Annotated in this window: 13 protein-coding genes; 7 read left to right on the top strand and 6 right to left on the bottom strand. The window is 39.8% G+C overall.

Annotation, left to right across the window (positions count from 1 at the left end):
* Nucleotides 1–2: 2 nt before the first annotated feature.
* Nucleotides 3–836 (bottom strand): 5-dehydro-4-deoxy-D-glucuronate isomerase, encoded by an 834-nt coding sequence (gene kduI, locus NV377_RS06690; RefSeq protein WP_258200430.1) that lies wholly within the window; start codon nt 834–836, stop codon nt 3–5.
* A 219-nt stretch (nt 837–1,055) separates the two neighbouring features.
* Between kduI and NV377_RS06685 the strand changes: the two genes are divergently transcribed.
* From NV377_RS06685 to NV377_RS06655, 7 genes are all read left to right on the top strand, one after another.
* Nucleotides 1,056–1,391 (top strand): metal-sensitive transcriptional regulator, encoded by a 336-nt coding sequence (locus NV377_RS06685; RefSeq protein ID WP_308860077.1) that lies wholly within the window; start codon nt 1,056–1,058, stop codon nt 1,389–1,391.
* A 192-nt stretch (nt 1,392–1,583) separates the two neighbouring features.
* Complete coding sequence (locus NV377_RS06680) at nt 1,584–2,132, top strand: YdhK family protein (RefSeq protein WP_258200429.1); 549 nt, start codon at nt 1,584–1,586, stop codon at nt 2,130–2,132.
* Between the two features lie 254 nt (nt 2,133–2,386).
* Nucleotides 2,387–2,584: a cation transporter gene (locus tag NV377_RS06675; protein ID WP_258200428.1), complete on the top strand. Its 198-nt coding sequence runs from the start codon at nt 2,387–2,389 to the stop codon at nt 2,582–2,584.
* A gap of 17 nt (nt 2,585–2,601) precedes the next feature.
* Nucleotides 2,602–5,031, top strand: coding sequence for a heavy metal translocating P-type ATPase (locus NV377_RS06670; protein WP_258200427.1), 2,430 nt, complete (start codon nt 2,602–2,604; stop codon nt 5,029–5,031).
* Nucleotides 5,032–5,453: 422 nt separating this feature from the next.
* The gene (locus tag NV377_RS06665) at nt 5,454–6,728 is read left to right on the top strand and encodes an ABC transporter substrate-binding protein (protein ID WP_258200426.1); all 1,275 of its coding nucleotides are present in this window, start codon (nt 5,454–5,456) and stop codon (nt 6,726–6,728) included.
* Between the two features lie 232 nt (nt 6,729–6,960).
* Nucleotides 6,961–8,112 (top strand): Gfo/Idh/MocA family protein, encoded by a 1,152-nt coding sequence (locus NV377_RS06660; protein ID WP_258200425.1) that lies wholly within the window; start codon nt 6,961–6,963, stop codon nt 8,110–8,112.
* Nucleotides 8,113–8,194: 82 nt separating this feature from the next.
* Entirely contained in the window at nt 8,195–9,271 is a 1,077-nt protein-coding gene (locus tag NV377_RS06655) for a Gfo/Idh/MocA family protein (RefSeq protein ID WP_258200424.1), read from the top strand.
* A gap of 20 nt (nt 9,272–9,291) precedes the next feature.
* Here NV377_RS06655 and NV377_RS06650 read toward each other — a convergent pair whose 3' ends face one another.
* From NV377_RS06650 to NV377_RS06630, 5 genes are all read right to left on the bottom strand, one after another.
* Complete coding sequence (locus tag NV377_RS06650; RefSeq protein WP_258200423.1) at nt 9,292–10,188, bottom strand: AraC family transcriptional regulator; 897 nt, start codon at nt 10,186–10,188, stop codon at nt 9,292–9,294.
* A 780-nt stretch (nt 10,189–10,968) separates the two neighbouring features.
* Nucleotides 10,969–13,371, bottom strand: coding sequence for an MMPL family transporter (locus NV377_RS06645; RefSeq protein WP_258200422.1), 2,403 nt, complete (start codon nt 13,369–13,371; stop codon nt 10,969–10,971).
* Nucleotides 13,372–13,417: 46 nt separating this feature from the next.
* A complete protein-coding gene (locus NV377_RS06640; protein WP_258200421.1) occupies nt 13,418–14,032 on the bottom strand; it encodes a TetR/AcrR family transcriptional regulator in 615 nt (204 codons plus the stop codon).
* Nucleotides 14,033–14,341: 309 nt separating this feature from the next.
* Nucleotides 14,342–16,525 carry a catalase/peroxidase HPI gene (katG, locus tag NV377_RS06635; RefSeq protein ID WP_258200420.1) on the bottom strand — a complete coding sequence of 728 codons (2,184 nt, stop codon included), beginning with the start codon at nt 16,523–16,525 and terminating at the stop codon, nt 14,342–14,344.
* Between the two features lie 429 nt (nt 16,526–16,954).
* Nucleotides 16,955–19,108: a heavy metal translocating P-type ATPase gene (locus NV377_RS06630; RefSeq protein ID WP_258200419.1), complete on the bottom strand. Its 2,154-nt coding sequence runs from the start codon at nt 19,106–19,108 to the stop codon at nt 16,955–16,957.
* Nucleotides 19,109–19,234 lie beyond the last annotated feature (126 nt).

The following is a 19,234-nucleotide window of genomic DNA, read 5'->3' as shown; positions in this document are numbered from 1 at the left end:
TACTACATTATATCCTGCATGGCAACATGGTCCATATCATCGAAGATTTGGTTCTCTCCTGCCATTCCCCAAATAAAAGTATAGCTACTTGTGCCTACACCGCTATGGATAGACCAGCTTGGTGAGATAAGTGCTTGTTCGTTGCGAACGACAAGATGTCTAGTTTCTTGCGGTTCACCCATTAAGTGAAATACAACGCCATCTTCAGGCATATCAAAGTAAAAATAGACTTCAGAACGACGATTATGAGTATGGCACGGCATTGTATTCCACATATTATTAGGTTTCAACATAGTCAATCCCATAACTAACTGACAGCTTTGAACCCCTTGAGGGTGAATGTACTTATTGATAACTCGCTCGTTGGATGTTGCAGGACTTCCCAGATGAGCTGGTGTAGATTCGCTGATTGGTATATGAACCGTTGGATAGTTTTTATGTGCAGGGCTGGAATTGATATAGAATTTAGCTGGATTAGAAGCGTCAATGCTCTCAAATACAACGTCTATAGCACCAAGACCAATATAAAGTCCATCTTTTGGTTCCATTAAGTAAGTGGTACCATCTACGGTAACTTTACCTTGCCCACCAATATTAATAATACCAATCTCACGGCGTTCTAAGAAGAAATCGGATCCCATGTCTTTTCGATCTGCTTCCAACTTAATAGCTGCTGTAGTTGGAAATGCACCTCCAGTAATGAAACGATCAACATGACTGTAATAAAGCATAAGTTCATTTTCAGTAAATAATGATTCCATTAAGAAATCTTGGCGTAAACGAGTTGTGTCGTAACCTTTAACTTCTTGCGGGTGAGATGCATAACGAATTTCCATAATATATCGCTCCTCTTTATTAGATAATATTTCCTTAACTAGAATGATACAACAATGTTCGTTTGTGTTCAATATGTTTCCGTTATTGTTCACAAATAGTTTTCTATATGTTTAATTAGAACCTAAATAAACAAAAATGAAAATTTCAGGTCTCTTTTTCTGGTTTTGAATATTGAGAGAGGGCTATAGTATAATTAAACAGAAGGGAGTGTGCGGCGAGTGGGAGAGAACATCGAAATAGGTAATACTCAAACGCATGAAACATGTGGTTCAGCTGAGCGGAAAAGTCACCATTCTGATAAAACAAAAAAAAGTTTGATTAATCGTCTTAATCGAATTGAAGGGCAAGTACGAGGATTAAAAGGTTTGATTGAGAAGGACACTTATTGTGATGATGTGCTTAATCAAATCTCTTCGGTGCAATCTGCATTGAATGGTGTTGGGAAACTACTTTTGGAACATCATATGAAGAGTTGTGTTATAGATCGTATTCACGAAGGTGAAAATCAAGTTATTGATGAACTGCTAATTACAATAAATAAACTTATGAAGTAAGTACGATGTGAGGATTCGAAAGAATCCTTTTTTTATTGGGAATAATAAGTGAAAAGGTGAAGGTAGTAAATATTGACCTATATACTGTAGAGGGAATTTTATTTACATGTGAATTAAACATATAAGATTGTTTAATTAGCTTGGTATAGGGTACAAGTCTATATGAAATAATAGTACAAGGGGGTATTTAATTTGAAAAAACAAATCGTAAATCTAAGTGTTGCAATGATGCTTTCTCTTACCTTAAGTGCTTGTGGGGCCAATACAAGTGTTAATACTTCAAACCACAGCAATATGGCAATGGGGGATATGAACCATTCTGGCTCGGGCATAGTGCCTTCAGGTTTAAAAGATGCAAAGAATCCGACTTATAAAGTGGGAGAGAAAGTTACTATACAATCAGAGCATATGCAGGGTATGAACGGAGCCCAAGCAACTATTGTAGGAGCATATGATACAACAGTATATGAAGTGTCTTATACTCCAACTACAGGTGGTAGTGAAGTGAAAAACCATAAATGGGTCATACAAGAGGAAATTAAAGATCATAAAGCAGAGCCATATAAACCTGGTGATCAAATCGTCTTAGGTACGGATCATATGAAGGGAATGAATGGAGCAACAGCCACTATTGATACCGCTGAGCAAACAACGGTTTATATGGTTGATTACACTCCAACAACTGGCGGAGAGATCGTTAAAAATCATCAATGGGTGACAGAGAGTGAAATTACGAAGTAATGTATCGAAAATTACTTAACTTCATATAGTACTCGAGAGTTACATTTTATTAAAATAAATACATAAAGCCGTCCATTGTGGGTTAGTCCCACTAGTGGTCGGCTTTATGTATTTATGTTGAATACAGTTAAGTTTGGATAAAACTTAAAGTTATAAGCAAGTTAATAAGATAATGACTTGACTAAATATAGGGTATGGGGGTATATTTAGTACGTACTTAATAAATCATTTGAAAATATAAGGAGATATGAAAGATGATAAATATAGTATTAGATGTAAAAGGAATGTCTTGCGGATACTGCGTTAATTCGATTGAAGGAGCATTACAAGATCTAGGAGTTAAAGGGACCGTAGACCTTGCTAGTGGGAAGGTTAGCGTAGAGTTTGATGAAAATATAAAATCTCTTGATAAGATAAAAGAAGCTATTGAAGAACAAGGATATGACGTCTAAGAAAGAGGTTGCTTACGATGGAAACCAATAATATAGAGAAACAAACTTCATTGCAACTTACTGGTATGACCTGTGCAGCATGTGCTAACCGTATCGAAAAAGGATTAAACAAACTTGAGGGCGTATCAGAAGCGAACGTAAATTTTGCATTGGAACGTGCATCAGTATCTTATGATCCCAATAAAACAAGTGTTGCCAAAATGGAAGAAAGCATTATAAAGCTTGGATATGGAGTAACTAAAGCAGAAGTAGAGTTAGAATTGGTTGGCATGACTTGTGCAGCATGTGCTTTGAAAATCGAAAAAACATTAAATAAGTTACCTGGTGTTAGTCATGCAACAGTCAATTTTGCAATAGAAAGTGCCCACGTAGAATATAATTCTTTGGAAATCTCAGTAGCAGATATGCAAAAACGTGTAGAGAGACTGGGCTATAAGGCAGTTGCGAAACAAGAGCAAGGAGATCCAGCTGAACGTCGTCAGAAAGAAATTACAAGGCAAAAGAGAACACTTATTGTATCTGCAATTTTATCTCTTCCACTGCTATGGGCAATGGTAAGTCACTTTTCCTTCACTTCTTGGATATGGCTTCCTGATCTCTTTATGAATCCTTGGTTTCAATTGGCACTATCTACACCTGTACAATTTTATATCGGAAGACAATTCTATATCGGAGCGTATAAAGCACTACGAAATGGTAGTGCCAACATGGACGTTCTAGTAGCGCTTGGCACTTCTGCTGCGTATTTCTACAGCCTATACTTAACAATAGATTGGGCAGTCGCAGGAGGTAGTATTCACCACGGACCGGAAATGTATTATGAAACAAGTGCGGTTCTTATTACATTAGTTCTTATGGGGAAATTGTTCGAATCATTAGCTAAAGGTCGTACGTCAGAAGCAATTAAGTCTTTGATGGGACTTCAAGCGAAGACCGCACTCGTTGTCCGTGATGGTCAAGAAATGAACATTCCAGTTGATGAAGTCAATACAGGTGATATTGTACTTGTTCGTCCAGGTGATAAAGTACCAGTCGATGGAGAAGTATTAGAAGGAATCTCTTCCATTGATGAATCAATGTTAACTGGGGAGAGTTTACCTGTAGAGAAGAAAACTGGTGACGCAGTCATCGGTGCAACAATTAATAAAAATGGTATGTTACGTATTAGAGCAACAAAAGTTGGTAAGGATACCGCACTTGCTCAAATTATAAAGGTGGTAGAAGAAGCTCAAGGTTCGAAAGCCCCTATCCAGAGAGTTGCCGATGTCATCTCAGGAATTTTCGTTCCAATAGTAGTCGGCATTGCAGTTGTAGCGTTCTTAGTATGGTACTTCTTGGTGACACCTGGTGACTTTGCAGGGGCTTTGGAAAAAGCAATCGCGATATTGGTTATCGCATGTCCATGTGCACTAGGTCTTGCTACACCAACATCTATTATGGCCGGATCTGGGCGTGCAGCAGAATTAGGTATTTTGTTCAAAGGCGGAGAGCATTTAGAGCAAACTCATAAAATTAATACGATCATTCTTGATAAAACAGGTACAGTAACGAAAGGGAAACCTGAACTTACTGATGTATTAGTAGAAGGCGATGAATTGGAGTTTCTTAGACTCGTGGGAGCAGCTGAGAAAAACTCTGAGCATCCACTTGCAGAAGCTATTGTTACTGGTATCAAAGAAAGAAACATTGAACTACCAAGCACGGAAATTTTTGAAGCTATCCCTGGTTATGGAATTAAAGCTGTCGTTGAAGGTAAAGAATTGTTAATAGGTACAAGACGCTTAATGGATAAGTTCGGAGTCGATGCAACTCAGTCATATGAACAGATGTCCAAACTTGAGGAATCCGGTAAAACAGCAATGCTTGTTGCAATCAATAATGAGTTCGTAGGTATGGTTGCTGTAGCGGATACGATCAAAGAAACCTCATCTGCTGCAGTAAGTAGACTGAAAGAAATGGGTATCGAAGTCATTATGATCACTGGAGATAATGAACGAACAGCTAAGGCGATTGCAGCTCAAGTCGGTATCGATCATGTACTTGCAGAAGTTTTACCAGAAGGAAAGGCAGAAGAAGTGAAGAAGCTTCAAGCACAAGGGAAGAAAGTAGCGATGGTCGGGGACGGCATTAATGATGCTCCCGCATTAGCAACGGCAGATATAGGAATGGCTATTGGAACAGGAACTGATGTAGCTATGGAGGCTGCTGATGTGACTTTGATGCGCGGTGATCTTTCAAGTATCCCTGATGCAATCTATATGAGTCGCAAAACGATGACGAATATTAAACAAAATCTATTTTGGGCACTCGGCTATAATACGCTTGGTATTCCGATAGCGGTAATTGGTCTATTAGCACCATGGGTAGCGGGTGCAGCTATGGCATTGAGCTCAGTTTCCGTTGTATTAAATGCTCTTCGTCTGCAACGAGTGAAAATACGTCAATAGAATTGGAAACTTAATATCTTTCATAGTTAGTGTATGCTTCCTTTTCAAAAAGAAAAAGATGATATGATGGAGGAAAACAACAAAATTGCGGTTACCCCTCCCATTCAATTAGGATAAGCAGGTTGTGCATAAGGGAAAAGAGAAGTTTAGTGAATTTGTTCATCGCATGATAATTGAACAGCTTCAGCAACTAGCTGGGTAATAACTCTAACAATATGACGAGCCGTAGAATCACTAAAATGTCCTTACAAAGGGTACATTTTACGTTTCTATGGCTCGTTTTGTTATGGATTATATGTTGATTTTACGCTATGTTAATTATTGACATATTAATCTGTATTTGCTAAATTTAAAGTTGTTAATGATATTAAGGTTAATGATTTATTTAGAAATAATAGTGATTTTTAAAATGAAGGTGGTTTATGATGAAGAAAACGATAGCTTTTCTGCTAGTTATATTGTTACTTTCTGGATGTGCTGTTCAACCGGAAAAAGAGAAAGTTACACTGAAAGTGTTATACAATTCATCAGATGAATTTATGAACAAGTATGGAAAGGTATATCTAGCAATTAATGAAAACATTGATTTTGAGATCGTACCTTTAGATAATTATAATAGGAATGGTTTAAGTAAAGAACAGTACTTAGAAATTGTTAAAACTGAACAACCTGATATATTATCTGAGTTTAATTTCGATTATTATGAGGGGCTTGTAGATGAAGGGAAATTGTTGAATCTAGATACCTATATCCAGAAATCGAAGGATTTCCGTATGGATCAAATCAATTCTAATTTACTAGATTACTTACGCCAAGGTGGTAACGGCAGTATATATGCGTTGTCTCCATCATTTAGAGGAAAGGCAATATACTATAATAAAACAATCTTTGATCAACTGGGAGTTAAATATCCTATTGATGGAATGAATTGGAGTGAATTTTTGGAATTATCTAGTAGATTATCCCAAGCTGATGAGGCTATAGATAATGAGATCATCAGTTTTTATTACGATAGAACTTTATTTGATTTAGCCATGAATATAGCAGACACCATGAAGGTACAATATGCTAACGAATCTGGTGATGTAACTTTCAACACAGAGGGTTGGAATACTATTATGAATTTGGTAATTGACAATGCAAGAAATGGAGGAGTTTTTACAAGAGACAATTATCCAGAGTTAACTCCATTAGAGGATTCTAAATTTTCCGAAGGCATTGTGGCTTTAACGTTGGACTATTCCTATTTAATTAATGATTTGCATAATGTTGATTTCCAATGGGGAGTTGTTACCGTACCAACTGATTCTTCACTAGAGAGTTTTGATGCTATGCAACCCGATGCTCTATTTAGTGTTAATCGAGATTCAAGCCATATTGAAGAGAGTGTTGATTTTATTAAATATATTAATGGAGAAAAATTTTCACAGTTGGAACAAAAGAGCAATTCATTTTCTTCATTACCTGCAAGAGAAGAGTTTTCTAGTAAAATTTTAGATGTAGATTTACATGCGTTTTATAGTGTAGCACCACTTAACTTTACTAGAATAGTTCCGTTTATTAGCCAGGAACAGCAAAATAAATTTTATGAAGTTACAGATGAGATAATGCAAGATGCTATGGCTAATGAAACTAGTAAAGAAGATGTATTGAAACTATTACAAGAGACTACTGAGGTCATACTTATTAATAAATGATGAAAGTAATACTAAGAGATCATTGTTACTCAATGGACCCTCAAATGTAAGCTCTGATGTAGCAGTTAGATAACTGCTACATCAGAGCTTTTTCTTTTTATATACTCAAATGGATAATTATAAAAACATTTGAACGGACCACAAAGTAGCGGTATTTTTACACAATATCCATATACAAAAGCAATGGGAATATTGATACGATCTTCATATCAAATATATTGGAGGTCTAGTGATGCTAAAAGTAGCTATTATTGGTTCAGGTGCTATTTCCAGCGCCCATATTGAGGCGTACTTGCAGTTTCCTACCCGTTGTAAAGTTGTAGCAATCGTCGACATTTATGAAGAAAAAGCTTTAGCGCAAATTCAAAAATTTGGGCTTGAAGCTAGTGTGTTCACTGATTATAAAGACATTCTAGATAAAGATATCGATTTAATATCTATTTGCACGCCCCCATATACCCATGCTGTATTGGCGGTTGAATTCCTTGAGGCTAATAAACATGTGCTAGTTGAGAAACCAATGGCTTCCTCATTGGAGGAATGCGATCGGATGAATGATGCTGCTCAAAAAACAGGGAAATTGTTGTCGGTTGTCGCGCAAAACCGATTCAGAACGCCGATGATGAAGTTAAAGTCGGTCATTGATAGTAGTCTAATGGGTGAAATTGTACATGTACAAGTTGATTCATTCTGGTGGAGAGGTCACTGCTATTATGATTTGTGGTGGAGAGGCACTTGGGAAAAAGAAGGAGGAGGGCCAACGTTAAATCATGCCGTACATCACATCGATGCCATGCTCTGGATGGTGGGCTGTCCTAGTCAAGTACAAGCGTTTATGAGTAATGTAGCGCACGATAATGCCGAAGTAGAGGATTTATCAGTTGCTATGCTTCGTTTTGATGGCGGAGCTCTTGGTCAGATTACAAGTTCAGTCGTTCATCATGGCGAAGAGCAGCAGTTGATCATTCAAGGTACTGACGCAAGAGTTTCTGTTCCTTGGAAGGTAAAAGCTTCAATTTCAACCCCGAATGGGTTCCCTGAAACTAATAATGAGCTTGAGGCTGAGCTTCATAAATTATATGAGAGTTTACCTGAAGTACATTATGAAGGGCATGCAGGCCAAATTGATAATATGCTTTCAGCGATTGAGGGAGCTTCAGAATTACTTATTGATGGAATGAGTGGTCGCCAAACGTTAGAATTAATTACTGCAATTTATAAGTCGGCAAGTACAGGTGTGCTTGTGCAATTGCCTCTTCAGCCTAATGACCCTTTCTATACGAGGGAAGGCATTCAAGCGAATGCAACCCATTTTTATGAGAAACAAACATCGATCGAAAATTTTCAAGTAGCTCCTATTAGTACTGGCAGTGATTACAAATGATAGCTTATTCTTTCAGTACTATTTTTAATTAGAGAGTAGTAGCTCTGGACATTATCATAATATATTTTAGGAGATGATTAATATGCAAAAAACAAATGGTATGAACTATGCGCCAGTTGGCGAGAGTAAACAGGTATGCGAACCTGGGCAATTTATTTTCGCAGCGGCAGCCTTAGATCATGGACATATTTATGGGATGTGTAATGGGCTTCTAGAAGCGGGTGGTCAGTTAAAGTGGGTATATGATCCTGATCAAGAGAAAGTTAATAAATTTATTAAAAACTATCCGAATACTCGTGTTGCGAATTCGTTAGAACAGATTCTACTGGATCAGGAAGTTATGCTCGTTGCAGGGGCAGCAATTACATCTGAACGATGTGCACTTGGACTGCGAGTGATGGCTTCGGGTAAAGATTATTTCACGGATAAAGCTCCATTTACAACTTTGGATCAGCTTGAAGCCGCGCGTTCGATGGTAGCAGAAACAGGAAGAAAGTATGCGGTTTATTACAGTGAGCGACTGCATAATGAAAGTGCAATCTACGCGGGTCAATTAATTGAGCAAGGTGCGATTGGTCGTGTGTTGCAAGTAATCGGTCTAGGCCCGCATCGTATAAACTTGGCGCATAGACCGGAGTGGTTTTTCCAAAGAGAGCACTTTGGCGGAATACTTTGTGATATTGGGAGTCATCAAATCGAACAATTTTTATACTTTACAGGTGCAAAAAATGCGACTTTAGCTCATAGTAAAGTCGCAAACTATCAATATCCTCAGTATCCTGGTTTCGAGGATTTCGGCGATGCTACATTCATTGGTGACAATGGAGCAACTGGATATTTTCGAGTGGATTGGTTCACTCCCGAAGGGCTAAGCACTTGGGGAGATGGAAGAACGACGATCATGGGTACGGATGGGTATATCGAATTACGTAAGTACGTTGATATTGGCAGAGAGTCTACAGGTGACCATGTATATCTCGTGAACGGAGAAGGAGAACAACATATACAGGTTACAGGAAAAGTGGGATATCCTTACTTTGGACAATTAATATTAGATTGCTTGAACCGTACTGAGAATGCAATGACACAAGAGCATGCATTTAAAGCCGCTGAGCTTTGTTTAATTGCGCAGCGTGATGCATTTCGTATTGTGCAATAAGAAATAGCGGATTTCTACTATTATCTGTACTGTTTCAAATTGCTTAGCCATTGTTTACGATATTGGAGCGGTGTTGAACCAAAATGGTTTTTGAATAATTTAATGAAGTGTGAGCAATTATTGATTCCGACTTCCTCTGATATGCGAGCAACGGAATAATCACCAGACATAAGTAGTAGCAGAGCTTGTTGCATTCTCTTTGCAGTAAGATAATCCGAAATGCTACTACCTGTGCAGTCTTTGAATAAGTGTGATAAATGATGAGCAGAAAGATGTAAATCCCGGCTCATATTCTCAAGGCGCAAAGGCTCTTTGAATTTTTTGTCTAACCATTCCATTATTCGTTCAACTTGATGTGGTTTTCTCCTTTCCTGTTGGTCGAACAGACTTAATGAATTACTTTCCCATATTTGCTTGAATGTTCGGAAAAAAGAAACTAAAAACAATGAAAACTCTTCAAAATACAGGTCTTTAGATAACGCATGAATATTTTTATCTAAGCTAAATAGAATAGAGGCTAGACTCTCCATTTCCATCTGATCACACCAAAATGAAGCTGAGAGATTGCCTTTATGAATATACTTAAAAAAACTTTGCAGAGATGGCCACTTTTCAAAGTAAGTTTCATATAATGAGGGCTCATAATGAACAATAGAGCGCACAAAAGGTACATCTTCGCTAATATTCATTTGAATGTTATGTAATGTGTATGGCTGAAAGATGCAGATTAATCCCGATTTTATCTCATAGCTCTTTTGATCGACAATGAGAGTTCCATTGCCTTCATGTATCATAAGAATCTCGACACCCTGATGGGCATGAAATGTACCTTTAAATTGTTCTTCGTTCATGCTTTTACGCTCAAAGACGAAATAGAGGGGAACACTGTGTAGATCGACACTATTAATAGCAGACATTTCACATCTCTCCTATGTTTGTTTTTCTACTGTTGTTGGTTACATAATTATAAGGCCAGTTCAAATATGTCTGACTCCCTATATCTTCGACATAGAACTTTAGTATCCTCGTTGACCTTGAGGTTATCGTAAGCCTGTCAATGAATATGTATCATACGTGGAGTAGCCATATAGAGTTATCCAATTTAGTAATCCCTCTTTGGAAGAGTTCTTCTGATAGAGGGATTTTTATATGGATAGTCAATATCATGCAAGAGAGCCTTAATAAATTATGCTACACTTACTTTCTATGTAAGAAAGGAGGCTGTTCAGATGGCACAAGAAGAAAGAACTGTACTCTTTGATCATGAATTACAAATTGAAGCCTCTTGACAATCATGCATGTGAATCAATTGACAACAAACCATTGGACTATCGATGCTTAAATATTAATCCGGAAATGATGCGAAAAGTGACAATAGAGATAACGGGTAAAAATTACGATAGTTACCTCGGTCATTGTATTACAAGAACCTATTACATGGTTAGCTGCATGGGGTACAATTCTTACACTTGCTGGGCTTTTTATTTCAGAGAGTAAAAATAATTGGAGAAAAATTGATGTAGGTAAATAGATAGTCGTCTAGGTGAATCCCATAAAAATACACCTCCAAGTTGTAGTCATATCTTACGACATGATTTACATTTCTTGAAGGTGTATTATTGTGTCTCACTTTAAGGGATCAGTATCCCTGCCCTGAAGGGATGCCCTTCAGAGCTTCCTATTCGTGGCTTTGTTAATTAGTGAACCTTATGAGGAACGGTCTTAGTTTTCTTTTTGACAGAAGGAACGTCGTGATTCTTCATCTCAGCAACTTCTTGAGCCTTTAGCTCGGCAAGTAATTTATCGCCTTCGACGTCAAGGTTAGGAAGTAAACGATCGAGCCACTTCGGCAACCACCATGCTTTATCTCCGAAAATCGCCATCACCGCTGGGACAAGTGCCATGCGGACAAAGAAGGCGTCAACTAGGATACCGATCGCCAGTGCAAAGCCGATCTGCTTGATCATAATATCATGAGCAAAGATAAAGCCGGCAAACACAGAAACCATAATAATTGCTGCAGCTACGACAACGCGGCTTGCCTGATCATACCCATGAATCACGCTCTCTTTGCCATGATGTCCGTGTACGTAAGATTCACGCATGGAGCTGACAAGGAACACTTGGTAATCCATCGCGAGTCCATACAAAATACCAGTAACCATAATCGGCATAAAGCTTAGAAGCGGGCCACCAGTATCGAATCCGAATAGATCATGCACCCATCCCCATTGGAAGACTGCAGTCGTTATCCCAAACGTAGCAAGTATGCTAAGAAGGAATCCGAGCGTCGCTTTGATAGGTACGATGATCGAACGAAATACAAGTAGCAAAATAATAATTGAAAGAATAACGATTATGCCAATGTAGAGAGGGAATGCCTCAGCTAGCTTCGAAGACATATCGATGTTTATTGCAGTAAATCCGGTAACTCCTAGCTTTACATTATACGATTGAGACATGCTAGAATCTGTAGCGCGTAGCTCTTGCACCAAATCTTTTGTCGCTTTGTCTGTTGGGCCTGTTTTCGGGATAAGGCTAATAATAGCCATGTCACCGGTTTGATTGACACCCATCGGAGTTACGACAGAAACATTATCATGCATTTGAAGTTCCTGAACAAGTCCGCCCAGCGTCTCCATTGTAATGGAGTCTGAGTCACCTTGAGGCTCTGCTACCAGTAGCAACGGACCGTTAAAGCCCTCTCCAAAACCATCTGAAATTGCATCATAACTCTGTCTTGCTGTTGTGTCCAAATTTGCCGTAGCGCCAGAAGGAATACCCATTTCCATCTTAGCTACTGGAATTGCAGCTACGCCGAGAATGACAATGACAGCTAAGACAATTGCCCAACGCCCCTTCACGACTGCTGTTACCCAGCGATGCGCAAAACCATTTGGAGTTTTGTTGGTCTTGTTGCTACTCTTTGCTCTTGCTTTCGCTGAGCAAATGCGTTCACCAACTAGACCAAGCAGGGCAGGTAGTAGAGTCAGTGCAACTAACACATTGATCAGAACGGCTACTGCTGCTACGAGCGCCATTGCGGATAAGAAGCCGATTCCGATAACAACCATGGCGCACAAAGCAATAATAACTGTCAAGCCTGCAAAGAACACAGCACTACCGGCGGTGCCAACTGCTCTGCTCAAAGCTTCCCGTGCGCTAAGTCCCTGCTCTAGAATCATGCGGCGCTGACGGTTTACGATAAACAGCGAGTAGTCAATGCCGACCGCGAGTCCGACCATCAATGCTAGTACAGGCGTAAGATCGGTCATATGGAACATTTTCGAAAAGGCGTATGCGCCGCCTACACTGATTCCCACGCCCATTAGAGCTGTAAGAAGTGGCAAGCCTGCTGCAACAACAGATCCAAGTGTCATGAATAGCACAACTGCAGCGACTACAAGTCCGATCGCTTCCGTTGAGCCGATCGCTGGCTTAGAAGAAAGCGAGTCACTTGGCAGTGCGGAAATTCCTGTCTGTTCAACGGCCATGGCCGCATCAATGACTAAGTCCGGAACTGATTCAGGAAGTGACATTTGTTGAACGGTAAATTGAAATTGGAACAACGCAATGCTACCATCTGATGCGATCATGACGCCGGGAACCGGTACACCTTCTAGCATCATAGGTCCGTACGGAGGTAATTCGCCGACTGACCCTTGAGTGGGCTCCGCTGCGTTACCTTGTTGCGCAGCTTGATCCGCATCGCCCATTAAAGCTCCGGCTTGCGCTGCATCTGTCATAGCTGCACCAGCTTGAGCAGCTAATTCTATTGGATTAATAACATAATCTAGATTGTATACTTTATTAACAGCTTCGCTAATTGAACTCAATCGCTCTGCAGTGTCCAGACGTTCACCCTCAGGAGCTGTGAACACAATGCTGGCTTGACCGCCTGAAGCCTCAGGTAACTCTTGAGTTAGTTGATCTAATACCTTCTGTGATTCCGTACCTTCGATTTTCATATCGGATGTGACATGAATGCCGTTAACTCCTAATATGGCAAGCACAATTGCTAGTATTAGAATCCAGCTGACAATAAACTGCCATGGTTTAGAATAGGCTGTCTTACCCAGTTTATACAAGAAAGTTGACATAAATGGCCTTGCTCCTTTACGTATAAAAATAAGTTAGTGTTATAAATTAAAACCCTTTGCGTAAGTAACTGAACATCTTATCTAAATAATACTCGAATGTAATGGTATTCGGAGTTTCCTCTGCCGATTCACCAGCAAACAAAACTTTCATACTACCGTCAAGTAGTGGAAGAATGGCTCCGTAAACAGCACCAACGAGCAGGTGAGTGTATCCTTCCGGATAACGTCCGAGTGATTGCTCACTTATAAATTGTTGTGCTGCTATTTGCAGGCTGCGAAGTGCGCTTAAAATATATGGTTCAAGTGTTGGCGTCTGCTGTGAAAGCATCACGAGCTGACGCAATTTCATGAAATGCTCTCCTGTCTGTTGCAAATTCATGAGCTGGTAGAGGATGTCGAGCGGCGTCATGTCCTCGTTCAAATTTTCTATCCAATTTGCTACTTCGTCTGCTCCTTTGAAGATAACAGCTGCCATAGCTACTGCTTCTTCCTTGCAGGAATAGTAATTTGCGAACGTTCTTCTGGAGAAACCAGCACGCTGTACGATGTCCTCTACGATAAATCCGTCCAATCCTTTCTCCAGCGCTAGATTAAATGCTGCTTCGGCAAGTGCATTAGCTGTAGCTTCCTTTTTCATATCGCGCAAGTTTTGTTTGTTCATAGCATGACCGCTTAAGCGTTCTCCTCTTTTCATATAGAATGGTAGAAAACTCAATTTAATACAATGTTATTATTGCACAATGGGCAAATATGCACAATGAGCAACGAAAGCGATTTGTTACAGTATTGTGGCGGTACAAAATGTTTGTAATAGTTTTAATAGCTAGTGAGTGTGGCAACAGAATAAAATTAGTATTTGTTTCAATAACAAAAGTTGTAAGAAGGATCAGATAAAGCAGACGATTAAAAGCCTTGATGACATATCTTATGATATGCAACCAAGGCTTTTTGCTATTATAAAAAATTACGTTTACTTAAGATCAAAACGATCGGCATTTACTACTTTTACCCAAGTAGCGACAAAGTCACGTACAAATTTTTCTTTGTTATCGTCTTGCGCATAAACCTCTGCAATGGAACGCAAAACGGAGTTTGAACCAAATACAAGGTCAACTCTTGTTGCTGTACGCACGACTTCACCTGTCTTAAGATCTATTCCTTCAAATACGATGCCATCTACAGGTTTCCATGCTACGTTCATATCAAGTAAGTTAACGAAGAAGTCGTTCGTCAATTGACCAACATGATCCGTGAATACACCATGCCCAGTACCACCGTAGTTTGTACCTAGAACACGCATACCGCCAACAAGCACGGTCATCTCCGGAGCAGTAAGATTAAGCAACTGTGCCTTATCAACAAGAAGTTCCTCTGCACTTACATGATATTGCTTCTTCTCATAGTTACGGAAACCATCAGCGATAGGTTCTAGCACAGCAAAGCTTTCTGCATCGGTTTGCTCTTCAGTAGCATCTCCGCGTCCAGGAGTGAAAGGGACGGTTATTTGATAGCCGGCGTCGCGAGCGGCTTTTTCTACAGCGGCACTTCCACCTAGCACGATTAAATCTGCTATGCTTACTTTGTTTTCAAAATCATCTTGAATGCCTTCTAGTATAGTAAGTACTTTTGCAAGCTGCTTCGGCTGATTCACTTCCCAGTCCTTTTGCGGCGCGAGACGAATTCGCGCACCATTGGCTCCACCGCGCATGTCAGAGCCACGGAACGTGCTAGCTGAAGCCCAAGCTGACGTTACCAGCTCGCTTACTGTAAGACCTGAATCTAGTATTTTCGTTTTTAACTCTTCTATATCAGCATCTGTTAACTCGTAAGCTACAGACGGAATTGGATCCTGCCAAATAAGAACTTCGGCTGGGACTTCTGGTCCAAGATATCTTGTACGAGGCCCCATGTCACGATGCGTAAGCTTAAACCATGCACGAGCAAATACGTCTGCAAATTCTTCAGGATCTTGATGGAAACGGCGAGAAATTTTTTCATAAGCCGGATCTATCCGCAATGCCATGTCAGCCGTAGTCATCATCGTCGCAACACGAACGGAGGAATCTTCTGCATCTGGTGCAAGATGCTCATCAGCCACATTAATAGCAACCCATTGATGTGCGCCTGCTGGACTTTTCGAAAGTTCCCATTCATAACCAAACAAAAGATCAAAAAATCCATTATCCCATTGTGTCGGATTCGCTGTCCATGCTCCTTCTACGCCACTAGTAATCGTGTCACGACCTTTACCAGAACCATGTGAACTTAACCAACCTAATCCTTGAGCTTCAATAGAAGCAGCCTCTGGATCATGACCGACAAGAGAAGCATCTCCTGCACCATGTGCTTTACCAAATGTATGACCACCTGCAACTAATGCAACGGTTTCTTCATCGTTCATTCCCATACGTGCGAACGTTTCGCGTATATCGCGCCCACTTGCAACCGGATCAGGATTTCCATTTGGACCTTCTGGGTTAACATAGATTAGACCCATTTGCACTGCCGCAAGTGGATTTTCAAGTTCTCGATCGCCAGTGTATCGTTTGTCGCCAAGCCATACTGTTTCATTACCCCAATAAATGTCTTCTTCCGGATGCCAAACGTCTTGTCGTCCACCACCAAAGCCAAACGTCTTACCACCCATAGATTCAATTGCCACATTACCAGTCAAAATGAATAAGTCTGCCCAGGAAATCTTGTTTCCGTACTTTTGCTTAATTGGCCATAGAAGTCGACGAGCTTTATCTAGATTACCGTTATCTGGCCAGCTGTTAAGCGGAGCGAATCGCTGTGAGCCACTTCCAGCACCACCACGACCATCACCTGTGCGATAAGTACCAGCGGAGTGCCAAGCCATTCGAATAAAGAACGGACCATAATGACCGTAGTCAGCAGGCCACCATTGTTGACTATCTGTCATAAGCGTATGTAGATCCTGCTTAAGGGCAGAGTAGTCTAGCTTGTTGAATTGTTCTACGTAATTAAAATCTTCTTCCATAGGATTAGACTTTCTGTCATTCTGATGCAAAATGTTCAAGTTCAATTGGTTCGGCCACCAATCTCTATTTGACGTACCGCTAGATTTGTGACTAGTAGCACTGCCGTGCATAACAGGGCACTTGCCTGTGTTAGCATTAACTTTTGTGTCCATTTGATCATCTCCTATTCGATTAAAAGAAGTAGTAACTAATAATGGTTCTAATTCTTTTTATATAGCTATTTCCATAATTAAGCAATGATATATTTCACTATTCATCGAATCTTCACACGGTTTGATGAAAGCGCTATGCATAATCGATCTAGCACATCAAAGTTGATATTGGTGACACAACAGAAATGGTTAATAGAAGAAACAACATAGGCTTGTAAGTAAGTAGCTAACAACACGTAAAAACAGTAGAGATAGGAGTCTCTACTGTTTTTATTGGAAATGAATGATTTGAAAACTCTCTCAAAAAATTGTTGATATTAATGAGAAATCTGATGTAGGGTCAAGAAGATAGCAAAACGAGCAAACACTGAGGATAACATGAACCCTTCAATATTGCTCGTTGGTGTATATATTAATGCTTATAACAATCTATCTCTGCTTACGTTCTATTAATATAGTCAGACTAACCAGAGTAACAAATATGGTCGCCCCCATATCAGATAGGATAGCAATCCATAACGTAAGCCAACCTGGGATCGTAAGCAATAGCGCAATGATTTTTAATCCAAGAGATACTGTAATATTGAATTTGATAACCCGATTGACACGCTTTGCGATAGTAATAGCTTCAGGCAGTTTTCCTAAATGATCTTGCATCAATACAATATCGGCTGTCTCGATCGCACTATCTGTTCCTTTGCCCATCGCAATCCCTAGTTGTGCCGAAGCAAGAGCAGGGGCATCATTAATACCATCGCCAATCATAGCAACTGTACCTTGGGACGAAAGTTCTTTCACTCGATTTACTTTATCTTCTGGCAGCAAGTTACCATAATACTGGGAAACACCAACGGCAGAAGCAACTTTCTCGGCGGTCTTCTGGTGATCTCCTGTCAGCATGATGGTACGCTTAATTCCTAACTTATGCAAAGCTGCTATGACCTCTCGACTTTCTTCACGAATCTCATCCGCAATACCGAACATGCCAAGTACTTGTTCTTCATCTGCAACTAATACTAATGTTAAGCCTTCATCTTTCAGTTCATTAATCCGCTTTTGTATAGTTTTTGGTATAACAATATGCTCTACACTTTGTTCGTTACCGAGCCAATAAAGCTGACCATCAATCATTGCTTTAATGCCTCTACCACCAATCGTCTCGATTTCGTCTGGATCAGGGCTAACAATATTTCTGCGTTCTACTTCTTTCATGATCGCTTTTGCTAATGGATGTGAAGATGACTTCTCGATAGCTCCTGCAATGTTGAACAAATGAGTTTCATCATATATTTCTAACTGAGCGACATGAGGTTCACCTTTCGTTAATGTTCCTGTCTTATCAAAGGCAAGCGTATCGATCTTACCAAGTTGCTCTAGGAAAACCCCACCTTTAACGAGAATTCCGTTCCTTGCCGTGCGTGTAATTCCTGAGACGATGGCAATTGGTGAAGAAAGAATTAATGCACAGGGACAGCCAACAATTAATACAGATAGACCTTGATATATCCATGTCATCCAATCACCTTGCAAGAACAAGGGAGGAACCAGCATAACGAGCGCTGCAATAATCATAATAAGCGGCGTGTAGTACTTTGCAAATTTATTAATAAAAAGTTCTGTTGGTGTCTTTGTTTCTTGTGCCTCTTGCACGAGATGAAGTATCTTCGCTAACGAAGAATCTTTATATGCTTTTTGAATACGAACGATGAGTAAGCCTTCATTATTAATGCTTCCACCAAAGACAGTCTCTCCGGTCTCTTTCTCTACAGGCAGTGGTTCACCTGTAATCGCGGCTTCATTAACTGAACTTTTTCCTTCTGCGACAACACCATCAGATGGTATCTTTTCACCAGGTTTTATTTTGACTAAATCGTCAATTTGTAAGGAGGAAATAGAAACGATGGTTTCTTGACCATTTTCAAGTTTGAGAGCTTCCTTGGGTGCTACTTGAAGTAACGTTTCCATTGATCGTCGAGCTTTTTCCATGCCATATCCTTCGAGTAATTCATTAACGCCGAACAAAATTGCGACAAGTGTTGCTTCTTTCCATTCCCCAATAGCAACAGCACCTATTAAAGCAATCGTCATTAATGTATCGATATTGAATTTAACACTTAATAAATTTTTTAAGCCGCGCATAAAGGTAGTGTATCCGCTAATGATCGTAGCTGCTAAATATAGCAGGATGATAGCTTGTTGATCGATTACTCCATCCAGCAATAATGCTGCAGTGTAGATAACACCGGAGGTGATCAGTAGAGTTAATATTTTTTTATTGCTATCTGCATGGCTGTGGTCGTGTCCATGATCACCATGACTATGGTCATGTCCGTGATGTTCGTCAGTAACATGAGCATGACTATCTGAATGGTTATGTTCATCATTTAATTGGTGTGCAATGTAGGCGCCATCCGATTTCAATATTTTATTGACCTTACTCATAGATATTTGCGGACTAATCGTTAATTTTCCTGATTTGTAGCTAAGAGAGGAGTCTTTCCCATGTTCTAATTGTTTAAGCTCATCTTCGATTCGCTGTGCGCAACCACCGCAGGAGAGTCCTTTCACTCTATATTCATTCATTAAGATGACCTTCTTTCAGAAATTATATATGAGTACTTGCTCATATGATATGCGATATGTGTAAATATGTCAACGAATTTGAACTCATTCATGAAGGTATAATCTCAAACTATAAACCGATAGCGA

The sequence above is a fragment of the Paenibacillus endoradicis genome, from assembly GCF_024721975.1.
This window is presented reverse-complemented; position numbering and strand designations above follow the sequence as displayed.